The organism is Bradyrhizobium sp. USDA 4354 (assembly GCF_054060315.1).
Genome location: NZ_JBSSDC010000001.1, coordinates 2,898,078 through 2,915,750, shown reverse-complemented (window position 1 = coordinate 2,915,750; position 17,673 = coordinate 2,898,078). Strand labels below are relative to the sequence as shown.

Annotated in this window: 16 protein-coding genes; 10 read left to right on the top strand and 6 right to left on the bottom strand. The window is 65.1% G+C overall.

Going from position 1 to position 17,673, the window contains the following annotated elements:
* The first annotated feature begins 3 nt into the window (after positions 1-3).
* The 3 genes from ACVIIV_RS13670 to mdlC all read left to right on the top strand — a co-directional run bounded on the left by ACVIIV_RS13670 (position 4) and on the right by mdlC (position 3,709).
* Positions 4-1,104 (top strand): CaiB/BaiF CoA transferase family protein, encoded by a 1,101-nt coding sequence (locus tag ACVIIV_RS13670; protein ID WP_456744651.1) that lies wholly within the window; start codon positions 4-6, stop codon positions 1,102-1,104.
* A gap of 15 nt (positions 1,105-1,119) precedes the next feature.
* Entirely contained in the window at positions 1,120-1,971 is an 852-nt protein-coding gene (locus tag ACVIIV_RS13665) for an FAS1-like dehydratase domain-containing protein (protein WP_456744650.1), read from the top strand.
* Positions 1,972-2,086: 115 nt separating this feature from the next.
* Positions 2,087-3,709, top strand: coding sequence for a benzoylformate decarboxylase (gene mdlC / locus ACVIIV_RS13660; protein WP_456744649.1), 1,623 nt, complete (start codon positions 2,087-2,089; stop codon positions 3,707-3,709).
* 237 nt (positions 3,710-3,946) lie between these two features.
* Here mdlC and ACVIIV_RS13655 read toward each other — a convergent pair whose 3' ends face one another.
* Positions 3,947-4,723, bottom strand: coding sequence for an SDR family NAD(P)-dependent oxidoreductase (locus ACVIIV_RS13655; RefSeq protein WP_456744648.1), 777 nt, complete (start codon positions 4,721-4,723; stop codon positions 3,947-3,949).
* 75 nt (positions 4,724-4,798) lie between these two features.
* Here ACVIIV_RS13655 and ACVIIV_RS13650 point away from each other — a divergent pair, with 75 nt between their 5' ends.
* Positions 4,799-5,260, top strand: coding sequence for a MarR family winged helix-turn-helix transcriptional regulator (locus ACVIIV_RS13650; RefSeq protein WP_456744647.1), 462 nt, complete (start codon positions 4,799-4,801; stop codon positions 5,258-5,260).
* Positions 5,261-5,353: 93 nt separating this feature from the next.
* Here the strand turns inward: ACVIIV_RS13650 and ACVIIV_RS13645 are convergent, their stop codons facing one another.
* Positions 5,354-6,148 carry an SDR family oxidoreductase gene (locus ACVIIV_RS13645; protein ID WP_456744646.1) on the bottom strand — a complete coding sequence of 265 codons (795 nt, stop codon included), beginning with the start codon at positions 6,146-6,148 and terminating at the stop codon, positions 5,354-5,356.
* A 76-nt stretch (positions 6,149-6,224) separates the two neighbouring features.
* Positions 6,225-6,920, bottom strand: a complete 696-nt coding sequence (gene trhA / locus ACVIIV_RS13640; RefSeq protein ID WP_456748719.1) for a PAQR family membrane homeostasis protein TrhA — start codon at positions 6,918-6,920, stop codon at positions 6,225-6,227.
* Between the two features lie 180 nt (positions 6,921-7,100).
* Between trhA and ACVIIV_RS13635 the strand changes: the two genes are divergently transcribed.
* Together ACVIIV_RS13635 and ACVIIV_RS13630 are read left to right on the top strand one after the other, a co-directional pair.
* Entirely contained in the window at positions 7,101-8,570 is a 1,470-nt protein-coding gene (locus ACVIIV_RS13635; protein ID WP_456744645.1) for a YcjX family protein, read from the top strand.
* Positions 8,567-9,595, top strand: coding sequence for a YcjF family protein (locus tag ACVIIV_RS13630; protein WP_456744644.1), 1,029 nt, complete (start codon positions 8,567-8,569; stop codon positions 9,593-9,595). The genes ACVIIV_RS13635 and ACVIIV_RS13630 overlap by 4 nt, the downstream gene beginning before the upstream one ends.
* Before the next feature lie 171 nt (positions 9,596-9,766).
* On the opposite strand, the gene ACVIIV_RS13625 is transcribed toward ACVIIV_RS13630, so the two are convergent.
* The gene (locus ACVIIV_RS13625; protein ID WP_456742655.1) at positions 9,767-10,864 is read right to left on the bottom strand and encodes an ISAs1 family transposase; all 1,098 of its coding nucleotides are present in this window, start codon (positions 10,862-10,864) and stop codon (positions 9,767-9,769) included.
* Positions 10,865-10,983: 119 nt separating this feature from the next.
* Complete coding sequence (locus tag ACVIIV_RS13620) at positions 10,984-12,489, bottom strand: glycosyltransferase family 39 protein (RefSeq protein ID WP_456748718.1); 1,506 nt, start codon at positions 12,487-12,489, stop codon at positions 10,984-10,986.
* 403 nt (positions 12,490-12,892) lie between these two features.
* Here ACVIIV_RS13620 and ACVIIV_RS13615 point away from each other — a divergent pair, with 403 nt between their 5' ends.
* From ACVIIV_RS13615 to ACVIIV_RS13600, 4 genes are all read left to right on the top strand, one after another.
* Positions 12,893-14,626: an adenylate/guanylate cyclase domain-containing protein gene (locus tag ACVIIV_RS13615; RefSeq protein WP_456744643.1), complete on the top strand. Its 1,734-nt coding sequence runs from the start codon at positions 12,893-12,895 to the stop codon at positions 14,624-14,626.
* 330 nt (positions 14,627-14,956) lie between these two features.
* Positions 14,957-16,156, top strand: coding sequence for a SorA family sulfite dehydrogenase catalytic subunit (gene sorA, locus ACVIIV_RS13610; protein WP_456744642.1), 1,200 nt, complete (start codon positions 14,957-14,959; stop codon positions 16,154-16,156).
* 12 nt (positions 16,157-16,168) lie between these two features.
* Positions 16,169-16,477 (top strand): SorB family sulfite dehydrogenase c-type cytochrome subunit, encoded by a 309-nt coding sequence (gene sorB / locus ACVIIV_RS13605; protein ID WP_456744641.1) that lies wholly within the window; start codon positions 16,169-16,171, stop codon positions 16,475-16,477.
* A 272-nt stretch (positions 16,478-16,749) separates the two neighbouring features.
* On the top strand, positions 16,750-16,950 hold the full coding sequence (locus ACVIIV_RS13600; RefSeq protein WP_008563500.1) for a cold-shock protein: 201 nt from the start codon (positions 16,750-16,752) through the stop codon (positions 16,948-16,950).
* 170 nt (positions 16,951-17,120) lie between these two features.
* Here the strand turns inward: ACVIIV_RS13600 and ACVIIV_RS13595 are convergent, their stop codons facing one another.
* Positions 17,121-17,582, bottom strand: coding sequence for an Lrp/AsnC ligand binding domain-containing protein (locus ACVIIV_RS13595; RefSeq protein WP_018317238.1), 462 nt, complete (start codon positions 17,580-17,582; stop codon positions 17,121-17,123).
* Positions 17,583-17,673 lie beyond the last annotated feature (91 nt).

Genomic DNA, 17,673 nt, shown 5'->3' with positions numbered 1-17,673 from the left:
ATCATGGGAGCACTTGACGGGATCAGGGTGATTGCGGTCGAGCAGGCGGTGGCGGCGCCGTTCTGCTCCTCGCGCCTGGCAGATGCCGGCGCGGAGGTAATCAAGATCGAGCGGCCCGAAGGCGATTTCGCCCGCGGCTATGACGCGGCGGCCAAGGGGCAGAGCAGCTATTTCGTCTGGCTCAACCGCGGCAAGCAGTCGGTCGTGGTCGACCTCGCAACAAAAGAAGGCTGCGCCGAGCTCGAGAAGCTGATCGCCAGCGCCGACGTGCTGATCCAGAACCTCAAGCCGGGCTCGATGGACAAGCTCGGCTTCTCCCGCGAGCGGCTGCTGACGGACTATCCGAAGCTGATCTCATGCACGATCACCGGCTATGGCGACGAAGGCCCTTACGCGCACCGCAAGGCCTATGATCTCCTGATCCAGGCCGAGAGCGGGCTTGCCTCGATCACCGGCAATCCCGATGGCGCCTCGCGCGTCGGCATGTCGATCGTCGACGTCGCGACCGGCGCGACCGCGCATGCTGCGATCCTGGAAGCGCTGATCGCGCGCGGGCGAACCGGCAAGGGTGCCGACATCCGCATCTCCATGTTCGACGTGATGGCGGACTGGTGCACCGTGCCGCTACTGAATTCCGAGGCCGGCAATCCGCCCAAGCGCATGGGCCTGCGCCATCCCTCCATCGCGCCCTACGGCGTGTTCACCTCCAAGGACGGCAAGGACATCCTGATCTCGATCCAGAGCGAGCGCGAGTGGAAGACGCTGTGCGCAAAGGTGCTGGACCAGCCGGACTTGCCGGCCGATCCCCGCCTCGCCAACATGGTCGAGCGCGTGCGAAACCGTGATTTCACCGACAAGACCGTCGCCGATATCTTCGGCAAGATGACGCGCGACGAGCTCTTGAAGCGGCTGTCGGACGCCGATATTGCGTTCGCCGAGGTCAACACCATGGCCGACCTCACCAACCATCCGCATCTGCGCCGGATCGAGGTCGACACGCCGAACGGCCGCGTCAGCTATCCCGCGCCGGCGCCGATCATCGTCGGCGAGACTCGCGCTTACGGCCCGGTGCCCGCCATCGGCGAACGTCCCCAGTCCAAATAAAAAGAGCGAGGCGTCATGACCGAGAAGCTCGACATCGATCATTTGCGGCAATGGATCGGCCGCAGCACGGAGGCCACCGACATCGTCACCGCGCAGCTCGTGAAAGGCCTGCGCGCGACGCTGTTCCAGGAGGTCGGCGAGCCCAAGGCGGGTGACGCCGCGCCGTTCACGGTGCATTGGTGCCTGGCGCAGCCGGTGTTTCCGATGTCGATGCTCGGGCCCGACGGCCATCCGACCCGCGGCGGCTTCCTGCCGCCGGTGCCGCTGCCGCGCCGGATGTGGGCCGGCGGCGAGATCGAGTTTTTGCAGCCGCTGCAGGTCGGCGATGAATCGACGCGGACCTCGCGCATCGCCGATGTGCAAGTGAAGACCGGCTCGACCGGCACGCTGTGCTTCGTCTCGGTCGAGCACAGCATCTCCTCACCCCGCGGCACAGCCATCCGCGAGCGGCAGGACATCGTCTATCGCGAGATGACGAGCAGTGCACCTGCCGGCGCCAAGGCCCCGCCTCCGCCGCCGACCGCGCAGCATCGCGAGACCCATGTCTCCGATCCCGTGCTGCTGTTTCGTTATTCCGCGCTGACCTTCAACGGCCACCGTATTCATTACGACCGCGACTACGTGACCAAGGTCGAGGGCTATCCTGGCCTGATCTTCCACGGACCGCTGCAGGCGGCGCTGATCATCGAGATGGCCGCCAAGCTGCGCGGCGGCAAAGCGCCGAAGAAGTTCACCTATCGCGGGCTTCAGCCGCTGTTCGAGGGCACGGAGTTCTCCGTCAACGCGAATGACGGCGGCGCGAGCATGGAGCTGTGGACCGCGAATGCGGAGGGACAGCCGACGATGAAGGGCACGGCGGTGTGGTGATAGATACACCGTCATTCCGGGGCGGTCCAAAGGACCGGACCCAGAATCTCGAGATTCCGGGTTCGCTTCGCGCCCCGGAATGACGTCGTAACAACAAGCACGCGGGACGGAGACCATGGCGAAGAACGGCAAGACCGGCAGCAAGTCCGTCACCGTCAAGCAGGCAACGCTCGACCTGCTGCGCGCCTTTGGCATCGACAAGGTGTTCGGCAATCCCGGCTCCACCGAGCTGCCGTTCCTGAGCGACTGGCCCGACGACATCGATTACGTGCTGGCGCTGCAGGAAGCCTCCGCCGTCGGCATGGCCGATGGTTATGCCCAGGCGACGCGCAATGCCGGCTTCGTCAATCTGCATTCGGCGGCCGGCGTCGGCAACGCGCTCGGCAACATCTACACCGCACACCGTAACCAGACGCCGCTCGTGATCACCGCGGGCCAGCAGGCGCGCTCGATCTTGCCGCTGCAGGCGTTCCTCTATGCCGAGCGGGCGTCGGAGTTTCCGCGGCCCTACGTCAAGTACAGCGTCGAGCCGGCGCGGCCTGAGGACGTGCCGGCCGCGATCGCGCGGGCCTATTACACCGCGATGCAGCCGCCGTGCGGGCCGACCTTCGTGTCGATCCCGATCGACGACTGGGCGCATGCCTGCGCACCGGTCGAGGCGCGCAAGGTCAGCCGCGAGATCGGTCCCGAGCCGGAGGCGATGAAGGCGTTGGTCACAGCGCTCGGCTCTGCAAAACATCCTGCCCTCGTCGTCGGCCCCGGCGTCGATCGAGCCGGCGCGGTGGAGCTGATGGTGCGCGTGGCCGAGAAGGCCAAGGCCAGCGTCTGGGTCAGCCCGTTCTCGGCGCGCTGCTCGTTCCCCGAGCGGCATCCGCAATTCGCAGGCTTCCTGCACGCTTCGCCGGCGCAGCTGTCCGATGCGCTGCGCGAGCACGACCTCGTCGTCGTCATCGGCGCGCCGGTCTTCACCTTCCACGTCGAGGGCCACGCCGCGATTTTCGACGGCGGCGCGACCATCTTCCAGATCACCGACGATCCGGATGCAGCAGCAGTCACGCCGGTCGGCACCAGCATCATCGCGACGATGAAGTCGGCACTGAGCATGCTGCTCGACCTGTTGCCGGAGACCAAGCGCGCCACCCCAAAAGGCCGCACGCTGCCGCCGGCGCCGCAGGCCGCCGATCCGCTGCCGGTGGAATTCCTGCTGCACTCGCTGTCGCAGGCGATGCCGGATGGCGCATCACTCGTCGAGGAAGTGCCCTCGCATCGGCCGGCGATGCAAAAATTCCTGCCGATGCGCGGCCAGGACAGCTTCTACACCATGGCGAGCGGCGGTCTCGGCTATAGCCTGCCCGCCGCCGTCGGCATGGCGCTGGGCAAGCCGAACAGCCGCACGGTCTGCCTGATCGGCGACGGGTCGGCGATGTATTCGATCCAGGCGCTATGGACGGCCGCGCAGCGCAAGCTGCCGCTCACCGTCGTCGTCATCAATAATTCCGGCTACGGCGCGATGCGCTCGTTCAGCCAGGTGATGCAGGTGCGCAATGTGCCCGGGCTGGAGCTGCCGGGCATCGATTTCATCCGGCTTGCCGAAGGCATGGGCTGCGATGCGGTGCGGGTGAGCAAGGCCGCGGAACTGGGCGATGCGCTGAAGCGCGGGATGGCGTTTGCGGGCACGAGCCTCGTCGAGGTCGTCGTGGATTCGGCGGTGCCGGTGCTGTACGGGCAGAAGCACTGATTGTCGTCCCCGCGAACGCGCTAGTGCATGCACATATCTTTTCGAACCTAAAAACCGACTCTCAATCAAAGACTTGCTCACCACTCAGCGACGAGAATTCACGAGGGTCGGTCCGCCGGAGTGCAGCATTTCTCTGCACTCCAGAGGCAAGTCATTGATTAGACTCGGGAAGATATGTGCATGCACTAGCGCGTTCGCGAGGACGACACTGAACATTTGGCGCGACCGCTCCACGCATCACGACGCCAGAAATCCCCCGTCGGCCGCCAGCACGTGCCCAACCACATAGGATGACGCATCCGACGCCAGCCACACCACGGCCTCGGCCACCTCCTCCGGGCTCCCCATCCGCCGCAGCGGCAAGCCTGCGCTGACGGTCGCGACATCGCCGACGCCGGCGCGCAGCATCATGTCGGTGACGACGCGGCCCGGAGCGATGGCGTTGATGCGGATGCCGCGCGGAGCGTTCTCCATCGCCGCCGAGCGCGTCAGCGAGATCGCGGCGGCCTTGGAAGCCGAATAGAGCGAGAAGCCGGGATTGGGATTGCGCACACCGCTGACGGAAGCGTTGACGACGATGCTGCCGTGCCCCTGCGCCAGCATCGCCGGCAATTGGTGGCGCAGACAGAGAAACAGCGCGCGGACATTGGTATCGAACACGCTGTCGTAGATGTCAGTGCCCTGCTCCTCCAGCGGCGCGCGGCGCTCCTGGAAGCCGGCATTGTTGAAGGCAACGTCGAGCCGGCCGCAACGCTCGACCGCCGCCTGCACCAACCGGGCGACATCATCCTCCTGCGTGATGTCGGTCTTGACCGGGACGGCCTCCACACCGAGCTCGCGGCACGCTGCGGCGGTGGCGTCGATCTCGGGCTCGCGCCGACCGGCGACAAGGATTGCCTCGGCGCCCTCTGAGGCCATCCGTAGCGCGGTGGCACGCCCGATACCGCTGCCGCCGCCCGTGACCAGGCAGACCTTGCCCCTCATCCGCATTCCGGTTGGCAAAGTTCCGGTCATGGCCCACTCCAAAACGCTTGCATGCGCCGCTCTGCGCATATAGTTGTATGATACAACTATATGCCGGGAGTCAAGATGGTCGAACTTGCGCTGATCGACGACATTCGCGCCGCCTCGCGGCTGATGGTGCGCGAGCTCGGCTTCATGGACGCGACGGTGGCGGCCTCGGACTATCCGCCCTCGGCGGTCCACACCATCCTGGAGATCGGCATCCGCGGCCCGATCACGTCGGGCGAGCTCGGCGACTTCCTGCGCCTGGAAAAATCGAGCGTCAGCCGCATGGTACGCAAGCTGATCGATTGCGGCGAGCTGCGGGAGACGCCGGATGAGCTTGATGCACGCAGCAAGCTGTTGTCGCTGACGGCGAAGGGCCGCCGCACGCTGGAAGCGCTGCATGCGTTCGGACGGCAGCAGGTGCGCGGCGCGCTGGCGGCGCTAACGGCGGCCGAGCAGCGAACAGTGCGCGAGGGCATGATGCTCTATGCGCGGGCGCTCAGGCAGAGCCGGATGGGGGAGGAGGTGAAGTCGGTGGCGTAGCCGCGTAGCCCGGATGGAGCGCAAGCGCAATCCCGGGCCCTGCAACGCGGACCGTCCCAGACTACGCTTCGCTCCATCCGGGCTACAAGAGGTCTACTTCCCGAACTCTTCCCGCATCTTCGCCTGGATCTTGGCCATGCCGCCGATCCAGCGGTCGTAGTTCTCGGTCTTCTTGCGCATGTAGCCGAGCACCTGCGGGTGCGGCAGGATCAGGAAGGTTTCCTGCTCGAGGCCGGCGAGCACGTCTTTCGCCACCTGCTCGGGCGTCAGGTCGCCGTCGCCGGATTGCGGGCCCTTGGGGATCGAGCGCAGCATGTTGGTGTCGACGCCCTGCGGGCAGAGGATCGAGACCTTGATGTTGTGGGCCTTGTGCGAGATCGCAAGATTTTCGGCAAAGCCGACCGCGGCATGCTTCGTCGTCGAATAAGCCGGGCTGCCGACCTGCGACAAGAGGCCTGCGGCCGAGATGGTGTTGAGGAAATAGCCGCCGCCGCGCGCCCTCATGCGGGGGACGAGATGCCGCGCCGCATAGACATGCGCCATGACGTGGATCGCCCAGCTGCGCTGCCAGGGTTCATCCGAGGCACCGCCAGCATTTTCCGACATCGGATCGAAGCCGCCGCCGATGCCGGCGTTGGAGCAGAACAGCTCGATCGGGCCGAACTGCCGCTCGGTCTCCTCGATGACATGGGCGATGTCCTTTTCCTGCGCGACGTCGCATTTGAAGGCGGCACCATCAACCATGGCCGCGACCGCCCTCGCATTGGCGGCGTCCATGTCCGCTACGACGACCTTGGCTGCGCCCGCGTTGTGAAAGGCCTCGCACAGCGCCCTGCCGATGCCGTTTGCGCCGCCCGTGACGACCACGACCTTGCCGGTCACCTGCATGCGACGTCTCCTCTTGTCTTGATATTGTCTTGGACCGCTTTATACCGCGCCGCTTATTCCGTGTCGCGGGTCCTACTCAGCTCAACACGAGGTCGAGCACCGCGGTATAATGGCATGCCGCGCCGGCCAAGACAAAGCCGTGCCAGATCGCATTCTGGAAGCGCAGCCGCCGCCAGGCGTGGAAGATCACGCCAAAGCTGTAGAGCAGGCCGCCCGCAAGGATGAAGCCCAGCACCAACGCGGGCAACGCCCTGACCACGGCGTCGTAGAGCATCATGCCGCTCCAGCCCATCGCGAGGTAGATGCCGACCGAGACGCGATCGAACCGGCCAGGATAGAGCAGCTTCAGCACGATGCCTGATATCGCCACGCACCAGACGCCGGCGAGCAGCACCAGCGCGAACACGCTGTCCTTCACTTCCAGGATGAACGGCGTGTAGGTCGCGGCGATCAGCAGATAAATCGCGGAATGGTCGAACCGCCGCAGCAGCCATTTGGCCGGCGACACCGGCCAGAGATTATAGGTCGCCGACAGCACCAGCATCGCGAGCAGGCCAGCGACATAGATCGAGACGCCGACGATGTCGGTGGCGTCGGCATAGACCGCCGCCAGCACCACCAGCACGGTCGCGGCGATGATGCCGGAGAGCACGCCGATCGCATGGATAATGCCATCGGCGATCAGCTCGGCGCGGTCGTAGTTCCATCCAATCGCGTCAGCTGCGGCGTGGACAGAATTGGACGCGAACTGTTTCATTTGGAAGACGGTCATGGCAATCCGCAGCGTGGCAATGCCCTCTTGCATGGGTCTTTCGGGATCGGCGCATCGTTCAAACGGCTGATTTGCCGACAAAGGCGGTGGAAGTATGAAAGCTTGATTTTCCTCAGGCAGTTGCCACTTTTGTGACTAGTCCATCTTGCGTATCCCCGCCCGAGATCCCCTCACGTTCATATGGCATTCAGTTTCCAGGATATGGTCGAGGAGGCGCGGCTGTCGGCGCGGGCGCTGATCGACTATGGCGAGCATTTCTTCAATCCGACGGTGCGGCTTGGTGTCACCGGCCTGTCGCGCGCCGGTAAGACCGTATTCATCACCGCGCTGATCCACGGGCTGACGCGCGGCGGCCGGTTTCCGGTGTTCGAGGCCTATGCTTCGGGCCGGATCGCACGGGCGCATCTGGCGCCGCAGCCGGACGACGCGGTACCGCGCTTTGCCTATGAAAGCCATCTGCGCGCGCTGATCGAGGAGCGGCGCTGGCCGAACTCGACCGTCGACATCAGCGAGCTCAGGCTCGTCATCGCTTACCAGCGCCCGAACGGCGCCGACCGCACGCTGACGCTCGACATCGTCGACTATCCCGGCGAATGGCTGCTGGACCTGCCGCTGCTCCAGAAAAGCTACGAGCAATGGTCGGCGGAGAGCCTGGCGCTGTCGCGCGAGGCGCCGCGCGCGCATCTCGCGGCCGAGTGGCACGCCCATCTCGCAACGCTCAAGCCCGAAGCGCGCGAGGACGAGCAGGCGACGCTGACGGCCGCAAAGCTCTTCACCGATTATCTTCGCGCCTGCCGCGACGAGCGGTTTGCGATGAGCCTGTTGCCGCCCGGCCGCTTCCTGATGCCCGGCAATCTCGCAGGCTCACCCGCGCTGACCTTTGCGCCGCTCGACGTGCCCGCGGGTGGGCAGGCGCCTGAGGGATCGCTTTGGGCGATGATGGTGCGGCGCTTCGAGGCCTACAAGGAGGTCGTGGTGCGGCCGTTCTTCCGCGATCATTTTGCGCGGCTCGATCGCCAGATCGTGCTGGCCGATGCGCTCGCCGCGTTCAATTCCGGCCCCGAGGCGCTGCACGATCTCGAATCCGCGCTCGCCGGCATTCTCGACTGCTTCAACATCGGCCGCAGCACCCTGCTCTCCAGCCTGTTCCGGCCGCGCATCGACCGCATCCTGTTTGCGGCGACCAAGGCCGATCATCTGCATCATTCCAGCCACGACCGTCTCGAGGCCGTGCTGCGCCGCGCCGTCTCGGGCGCGGTCGCGCGCGCGGAAAATACCGGCGCGGAGATCGACGTCGTGGCGCTCGCCGCCGTGCGCGCCACGCGCGAGGCGCAGGTGGCGCGTGGCCGCGACAAATTGCCGTCGATCCTGGGAACGCCGGCCGCGGGCGAAAGCGCCGGCGGCGAGTTCTTCGACGGCAACACCGAGGTTGCGACCTTTCCGGGCGACCTGCCGCTTGATCCCGAGCCGCTGTTCAACGGTGCGGACGCGTTCCGCGGGCTTGCGACGGAGGCCGCCGAGAAAAGTGACTTCCGCTTCCTGCGCTTCCGCCCGCCAAGGCTCGAGCGCGAGGGTGCTGACGAGCCGACGCTGCCACACATCCGCCTTGACCGTGCCTTGCAGTTCCTGATCGGAGACAAGCTCGCATGAACGACCGATCCCAGCAGCGGCGGCCGGCGACGTTCCGGCTCGACGATCCCGGCGTCGTCGTCACGGAGGCCGACGAAACGGGACGGCTCGGTCGCGGCACGATCCAGATCACGCCGGAGCCAGATCCAATGGCGCTGCCGGTGCCGATTGAGGCCGCGCGTCCGGTGCGGCGCGGCTTCCCGTGGGGCACGCTGTTCTGGTCCGGCCTCGCCGGGCTGACGCTGCTCGGCACCGGGCTCAGCGTCGTCCATCTGATCGAAGACCTGTTTGCGCGCAGCGAAACGCTCGGCTTCGTCGGCGTTGCCTTCGCGTTCGTCACCGCGCTGGCGCTCGCAGTGGTGATCGGGCGCGAGGCATTCGGCCTGGCGCGCCTCACCACGATCGAGAAGCTGCATCAGCGCGCGGCCGCAGTGCTTGCCAATGACGATCGCAGGGAGAGCCGCGTCATCGTGCAGGACCTGCTCAAGATCGCGCATCAGAACCCGCAACTGGCGCGCGCCCGCGCCACACTGGAAAGCCATGCCGGCGAGATCATCGACGGTGCCGACATGATCCGGCTCGCCGAGCGCGAACTGATGTCGCCGCTGGACGCGGAAGCGCGGCGGCTGGTGTCGTCAGCGGCGCAAAAAGTCTCGATCGTCACCGCGGTCTCGCCCCGCGCGGCGATCGACGTGCTGTTCGTGTTCGTCGCCGCACTGCGCCTGATCCGCCAGCTCGCCTATCTCTATGGCGGTCGCCCCGGCGCGCTCGGCATGATCCGCCTGCTCCGCCACGTCGTCGCCCATCTCGCCATCACCGGCGGCATGGCCGCGAGCGACAGCCTGGTGCAGCAGATGCTCGGCCACGGCATCGCGGCAAAGCTGTCGCAGCGGCTCGGCGAAGGCGTGCTGAATGGTCTGCTGACGGCGCGGCTGGGACTGGCCGCAATCGACGTGACGAGGCCGCTGCCGTTCGCGGCGCTGCCGCAGCCGAAGCTGTCGGATCTGGCGACGGATCTTTTGCGGAAGAAGGACGACGAGGAGTAGTGCGCTCTTGCTTACCCTACCCTGGAGGGGGAGGGTCGCTGCGCATGGAGCGCAGCGCAATGCGTAGCGGGGTGGGGTGACGGTCTCTCCACCTCGAAAACTGCCCGAGCGGGGAGATCACCCCACCCCGCTCGCGCTGCGCGCGATCGACCCTCCCCCTCCAGGGTAGGGCTATCGCATGTGGCCAAGAAGCTCGAAGAGAAAGGCATCGTTCCATCCGGCGCGCTTAAGCTTGAGGCGCAAGGAGGTGGTTGTATCGGGATGGGCTCTGGCGACATTGAGGGCAAGACGCCGGAGTACGGCAAGGTTGGCCGGGGCGTTGTCCTTGCGGTTGCGGGCCAGATCCTCGTCGAGGACGACGTCGAGCGGCCAATGCAGGCCGTTTTCGATGGTCCAGTGAGTACGGACGATACGCAGAACATCCTTGGAGCTGTAGGCTTGGCTCATCAGGAAGAAGCGCTCGATGGCCTTGTCTTTGCCGCGCTTGCTGGTGATCCTGGCCACGGCCTTGATCCCGGGAAAGTCGTGCTTTTGCGCCATGTCCTTGACCGGTGCGACAACGGCAGTGCGCCTTTCCTTGCGCCCGTGATCGGCATCGGTGGTGGTGGTCGCTCTGGTTCCCTTGCGCGTTGCGGCACCGATGGCAGCCTTGGCGTCGGCCAACAGCGCCGGCTGGTTCTCCTTCACCGCCAGCACGTAATCGCCGCGCCGTGCCACAATCGCTTTGGCCATGCCGCGATGGCAATGCAGCGCATCGGTCGTCACCACGCAGCCTTTGAGCTGCAGAAGTTCGATCAACTGCAACGCGCCGGCAGCTTCGTTGTTGTTCGGCGCCTGCACGTTGGCCAGCGCCATGCGGGTCTGCGCCGCCCAAGCGGTCACCATGACGGGCGGCATATGGCTCTTGCCGCGCTCGTAGCCGCGCCGCAGCGCTTTGCCGTCGAGCGCGATCACTCCCCTCGGTTGTTTGATCTTCGCGCCTTCCGCAAAGGCCTTCATGAAGCGCTGGAAGGCTTTCTCGAACGCTGCCGGATCGAGCATGCGGAACACGCGGCTGAACGTGTCGTGGCTCGGCAGACCATGCTCGAGCACCAGCACACCCTCCCAAAGATAGGCCTTCATCCGCGCAAACAGCGCCATGTCGGTGCAACTCGTTGCCCCACACAGCGTCGCCATCAACGCAATGAACAAAATCTCCGTCAGATCGTGCAGCGCATTGTCCGCGCGCGGGTCCGGCAATTCCTCGAAGCACTCCGCAAATCGGTTCATCGGCCGCTCCATCCGAATCAGGAGCTACCTTCAGAATCAATTTCTCGCCGCTTCGCAATGACTTACAGAATCCCACATGCGATTCCCCTGCCCTCCAGGGGAGGGTAAGAGAAGGCGCGCTAGGCGCGCTCCCGCTTTTCGAATTCTCCCGCCAGCACGCGCCACTGGAACAGCGGCGAGTCCTTCGGCGGGGCGAGCTCTGGGGTCCAGCCGGTGAGCTTTTCCAGCACATAAGTATCCGCCAGGACGCCACGCCAGCGGCGTTCGACCTGGCCGAGCTGCTCGCGTTTCGCCGGGATGCTCTCCCACAGCGACGAACGATTGTCCGGCTCGCGCCCGACATAGATCCCCGCATGCCCCCTGATCCGGTCCATGCCGGGATCGCGAAAATCCTGGAAGCGGCCGCGCTCGTTGATCTCGACCACGGGTACGCGCCCCCTGAACAGCCAGCGCATCATGGCGTAGGTGCGATAGTCGGTAGTGGCGATCCAGGTCGCGCCTGTTACGTCGAGGGCAGCCTGCGCGCGCGCCGCGACCTGCTCGTAGCCGGCCTCGGCGCCGATCGGATCGATCTTGCCGAGCAGATTCCAAGGCGCCGCAACGTAATAGAGGAACACGATGACGACGAAGGCGATTCCCGAGACGATCGCCGTATTGGCCCAGAACAGCGACGATTTGAGCATGCGGGCCGACCATCCCTCTTTCGTCATCGTGACGAGGTTCACGGCCGCAGCCGCAAAGCCCACCGGCCACATGAACATCGGCCAGGTGTCGCCGACCCGCAGCGTCAGCGATTTCACGAAGAAATAGAGGAAGGGCACCAGCACCGCGGTCGACAGCAGGATCGCGACCGGCTCGCGCGTGCGATAACCGCGCCAGGCCGTCAGCACCAGGCCCGTCAGCACCACCGGCAGCATGACGAAGCCGACCAGGCCGAATTGCAGGCCGATGTAATCGCCGATCGTGCGCAGCGAGATGCCGTAATTGGCGGTGGCGCGCACGCCCTGGAAGCGGAACGAGGCCCAGTCGTGCTGCGCGTTCCAGATCAGCACCGGTGAGAAAACCGCTATCGCAACCAGCACCGCGAGGTAAGGGTAAGGACTGCGCAGCCAGCGCCAGCGCCAATCCGGCACCAGCAGAAAAGCGGCGACCGCGGGCGCGAACATGATCGCGGTGAATTTCGAGAGCATCGCGAGGCCTGCGAACAGGCCGGCCGCGAGCCACCACCGGCCGTCGCCGCCCTGTGCGAGCCGCACCAGCGACCACATCATCGCCATCGCACACGGAATCATCGCGACATCGGGCGCGACCTTGGCCATCAGCAAGCCGTAATAGAGCGCGGCCTCCGGCATCAGCACCGCGAACATGACGGCGCGCGCATCATGCGTGAGGCGGCGCACGATGTCAGCGAGCAGCAGCTGCGTCACCAGCATCGCGACGATGCCGCCGAAGCGCACCCCGAGCGCGGTGTCGCCGAAGATCGCGGTGCCGAAGCGAATGAGCCAGGCGATCCCTGGGGGATGATCGAGGAAGCTGAGCGCGGCCTCCTTCGACCAGGTCCAGTAATAGGCTTCGTCCGTGCGCAGCTCGATCGCGGAGGCATAGACGATGCGCAGCACGGTCATCGCGGCGATGACGAGCACTGCAACAAGAATGAGACGGCGTTTGGCGCCGTCTGGCTTCGCAGAGATGTCGGGAGCGATCGTCACGACCGCGCTTTTCACCGACTTGGGAAGGGGAGTCAATGTAGGCAGTCCCAACATAGGTGTCGTCCCGAGCAAGCGAAGCGCAGGCCCGGGACCCATAGCCACAGGGAGGAGTGCAGCGAAGACTCGCAGTTACCGCCCCGCGCCACAACCGCGCCCTGTGGTTATGGGTCCCGGATCGGCGCGCGCCTTCGGGGCGCGCTTGTCCGGGACGACGGTGGAGTGTGAAGCGCTTCCCAGGCATGTGACCTCGCAGCCTGTCCACATCGGGAATTAAGCGCTACGCTGGCTGTTCTCTTTCATGACCTGATACAACCGAATCATGGCCACCGCTCCCGTACATATGCCCGAACTCGTCCGCGCCACCAGCGTGCGGCAGGTGCGGCTCATCTGCGGAATCATCCTGTTCTCTTATGTGGTCAGCCATTTCCTCAACCATGCGCTCGGCAACATCTCGGTCGATGCCATGGAGGCCGGTGTCTACTACCACACCCTGTTCTGGCAGTTCCTGCCAGTCGCGATCGTGTTCTACACGGCGGCTCTGACCCATATGGGTCTCGGCATTTACGCGCTGTATCAGCGCCGGCAGTTCCGCTGGCGGACCATCGAGCCGCTCCAGCTCGTGCTCGGCTTGAGCATCCCCGTCCTCGTCATGGGCCACGTCATCGGCGTGCGGCTCGGACAGACGCTGTACGGACACGAGAAGCTCTATCCGCAGGAGCTCTATTTGTTCTTCGTCGCCGCGCCGGGCCGGCTCTGGCAGATGTCAATCTTGCTACTCATCGCCTGGATCCACGGCTGCATCGGCATCTATTTCTGGCTTCGCCTCAAGGCCTTCTTCACGCGCGCGGCACCCTATTTGCTCGCGGCCGCCGTGCTGGTCCCGACGCTGTCGCTGCTCGGCATCTATCAGGGCGGCCGCAGCATCGAGATCGAGAGCGACGATCGAGACTGGCGTTCGCAAAATCTGGCCCGCCGTCAGGTCGGCACGGTCGCGGAAAACAATACGCTCGACCGTATCGCCGGTGGTCTCACCATGGGTTATTTTGGACTACTGGGACTGGCGCTGGCCGCGCGCGGCGTGCGGGCCTGGCGCGAACGGCGCGGCGGCATGATCGCGCTGTCCTACGGCAACGGCAAGACGGTGCGCGTGCCAAAGGGCCTCTCCGTGCTGGAGGCAAGCCTGCGCCACAACGTGCCGCATGCCAGCGTCTGCGGCGGCCGCGCCCGCTGCTCGACCTGCCGCATTCGCGTCATCGGCGATCACGGCGTCCTGCCCGAACCGTCGCAACGCGAGGCCTTCGTGCTCACCCGCGTCGGCACCGCCGATCCCTCGATCCGGCTGGCCTGCCAGCTGCGGCCGACGTCCGACCTCTCCTTCTTTCAGCTTTTCACACCTCACACGCATTCAACGGATGGGCAGGCCTCGACACCGGCGCGCATCGGCCAGGAGCGCTATCTCGTCAGCCTGTTCGTGGACATGCGCGGCTCGACGCAGCTTGCCGAGAAGCGGCTGCCGTTCGACACCGTCTTCATCGTCAACCGCTTCCTCGGCGCGGTGTCGCAGGCCGTCATCGAAAACGGCGGCCAGCCGAACCAGTTCGTCGGCGACGGCATGCTGGCGCTGTTCGGGCTGTCGGCCGATCCGCAAGCAGCCTGCCGGCAGGCCCTGAAGGCGGCCTCCGGCATCGCCATGCACATCGACGAGCTCAACGCGCTGCTGAGCCATGATCTGCGCCAGCCGATCCGCTTCGGCATCGGCATCCACGGCGGCGAGGTCATCATCGGCGACATCGGCTATCGCGATCACATCGTCTTCACCGCGCTCGGCGATGCCGTCAACGTCGCCGCTCGCCTGCAGGACATGACCAAGACGCTGGCCTGCGAGGCCATCGTCTCGGAAGAGGTCCGCCGCACCGCAAGTCTTGCCGAGGACGCCCTGCCGCAGCAGGAGGTCGCAATCCGCGGCCGCGACGAGCCGATGGCCGTGCGCGTGGTGGCGGATGCAAGGGAGCTGGCGGTGCTGGTCGATCGCGGCGAGCGCGTGGCGGCGTGATCTTTCTTCACCTCTCCCCGCTTGCGGGGAGAGGTCGGATCGCGCAGCGATCCGGGTGAGGGGGTACAGGTCTCTCGATGGATCTCACGTGTGGAGAGAGGCCCCTCACCCCAACCCTCTCCCCGTAAGAACGGGGCGAGGGAGCACACCTTCGCTACGGCCGCAGGTCGCCTCAATCTCGTTGCATGCGTAACACCGGCCTGCTGCAACGCAGCGGCATAGGCTTGCTGCGAAAGCACGAATTGACTTCATCCAAATCGTTGCGACAGATGAGCGTAGGATTGTGGTGATGACCGCTGGTCCAACAAAAAGCTCCGGGAGGAGACCAGAATGTTCGATCGACGCGACCTGCTCAAAGGAGCGGGGCTTGCCGCCTTTGCGGCCACACTGAATTCCACCCGAGCGCTGGCACTCGACACCGTCACCCTGCCCTTCGTCAATGGCGAACGGCCGCTGGTGAAATATCCGCAGAAGCGGCCGATGATCGGCCTGACCAGCCGACCGCCGCAGCTGGAGACGCCGTTTGCGGTGTTCAACGGCGGCCCGATCACGCCGAACAACGCGTTCTTCGTGCGCTATCACCTCTCCGACCTGCCCTACAATCTCGACCCCGACAAATTCACGCTCGAGGTCAAGGGCAAGGTCGACAAGCCGCTGAAATTGTCGCTGAAGGACATCAGGAAGATGAAGGCGACGGAGATCGTCGCCGTCAACCAGTGCTCCGGCAACAGCCGCGGCTTCTTCGAGCCGCGTGTCGCCGGCGGCCAGCTCGCCAACGGCGCGATGGGCTGTGCGCGCTGGCGCGGCGTGCCGCTGAAGGCGGTGCTGGAGATGGCGGGCGTCCAGACCGGCGCCAAGCAGGTGACGTTTGGCGGCATGGACGGGCCGGTCAACGACAAGACGCCCGATTTCGTCAAGGCGCTCGATCTCGAGCACGCCACCGACAGCGAGGTGATGCTGGCCTATGGCATGAACGGCGAGGATCTGCCGTTCCTCAACGGCTTCCCGCTGCGCCTGATCGTGCCCGGCTATTACGGCACCTACTGGCTCAAGCACCTCAACGAGATCACCGTCATCGACAACGTCTATGACGGCTTCTGGATGAAGTCGGCCTATCGAATCCCTGACACGCCCAACAACGCGGTCGAGCCGGGCACCGCGCCGAAGGCGACCATCCCGATCAACCGCTTCACCATCCGCTCCTTCATCACCAGCGTGCCTGATGGCGCCAAGCTGAAGGCGGGAGCTGTGACCCTGCGCGGCATCGCCTTCGACGGCGGCAAGGGCATCAAGGAGGTCCAGGTCTCGACCGACGGCGGCAGGACCTGGACCAGCGCGAAACTCGGCAAGGATCTCGGCAAATACGCGTTCCGCGAATGGAAGCTGCCGGTGAAGCTCGCATCCGGCAGCCACGAGCTCAAGGTCCGCGCCACCGGCAATGGCGGCGAGACCCAGCCGGATACGCCGCGCTGGAACCCGGCGGGCTATCTACGCAACGTGGTCGAAACCGTCCGCGTCAGCGTGGCCTGAAGGAGACTGATCATGCAGCGCACCGTTCTCCTCACCATCACGCTCGCCCTCGCCGCCGCGGTGGGTTCGGCGTTTGCCGCTCCGGTCAATTACAAGACCCCCGACGAGGTCGCAGCCTTCAAGCCCGGGCCCAATCTCGAGGTCGTGCAGGGCAATTGCAGCGCCTGCCACTCGTCCGACTACATCGCCACGCAGCCGCCGATGAAGGACAAGAAGGGCTTCTGGCAGGCCGAGGTGACCAAGATGATCAAGGTCTATGGCGCGCCGATCGACGATGCTGATGTCGGCAAGATCGTCGATTATCTGGCCGCGACTTACTGACGGACCGCATCACGCGCGCGCTTACCCTCCCCTGGAGGGCTACGCCGTATCGCCCTTTCCTCCGCAGCATGGCTTGCGGCGCACGAGCCATTTGACCGCGAAACGGGCAAAACCGGTAAAAACGCCACGAAGTTGAGCGGAATTCAGCAGAATGCCGATGTGGTTTGAGCTACCAAGCCCGCCACATTCCGCGTATCCTGCAGGACCGAACCGGCCGGTTGGCGGGGACTGGCGGTTCGAGATCTCGGAGGAAGACCCGCGGAGAAGTCGTGATGGCTAAAGGTACGGTCAAGTGGTTCAACCCGACGAAGGGTTATGGATTTATCCAGCCTGCGTCGGGTGGCAAGGATGTGTTCGTGCATATCTCGGCAGTGCAGAAAGCCGGTCTGTCCACCCTGAACGAGGGACAGACGGTGGAATACGAAGAGATCGCAAACCGGGGCAAGACCTCCGCGGAGAACCTCAAAGTATAAGCCCGCGCCAGCTTTTGCTGCCTCCCGGATTTGTCCGGGAGCGGGCCAAGAAAATTTAAGAAGACGGCCGGTGCACTCGACGACAGGCGTTGCGATTGCACAAGGATAGCTATTTTTCCTGCGAAGACCGCTTATCAAACCACAGCAATGACAATCGCGACAGCACTTCGCTAACCCACCGGCAGCGGTGCGTCGCGCTTGATCTCCTCCATCACCGCATAGGTCCGCGTCTCGCGCACGCCCGGCATCGACAGCAGGGTCTCGCCGAGAAAGCGTCGATAGGCGGCCATGTCTGCCAGCCGCGCCTTCACAAGATAGTCGAAGCCGCCGGCAACCATGTGACACTCCAGCACTTCAGGGGCGAGCTTCACGGCACGCGCGAAGCGCTCGAAATTGTCGGGCGTGGTCTTGTCGAGCAGCACCTCGACGAACACCAGGAGTCCGAGGCCAAGCCGGTGCGGGTTGAGCCGCGCGCCATAGCCTTCGACAAAACCCTCGCGCTGCAAGCGCTTCAGCCGCTCGCCGATCGAGGTCGGCGACAGCCCGATGCGCTCGGCGAGCTCGACATTGGCGATGCGCCCATCCTCCTGCAAAATCGAGAGGATTTTCCGGTCGATGCGATCAAGTTCCATATCTTACGAGGCCAAATGGCGAATGGTCTTCATTTTCTAAGGCAAAGTGGCTAGATTGTCTATCGAACTACGGCCATGCGGGCTTTATCCT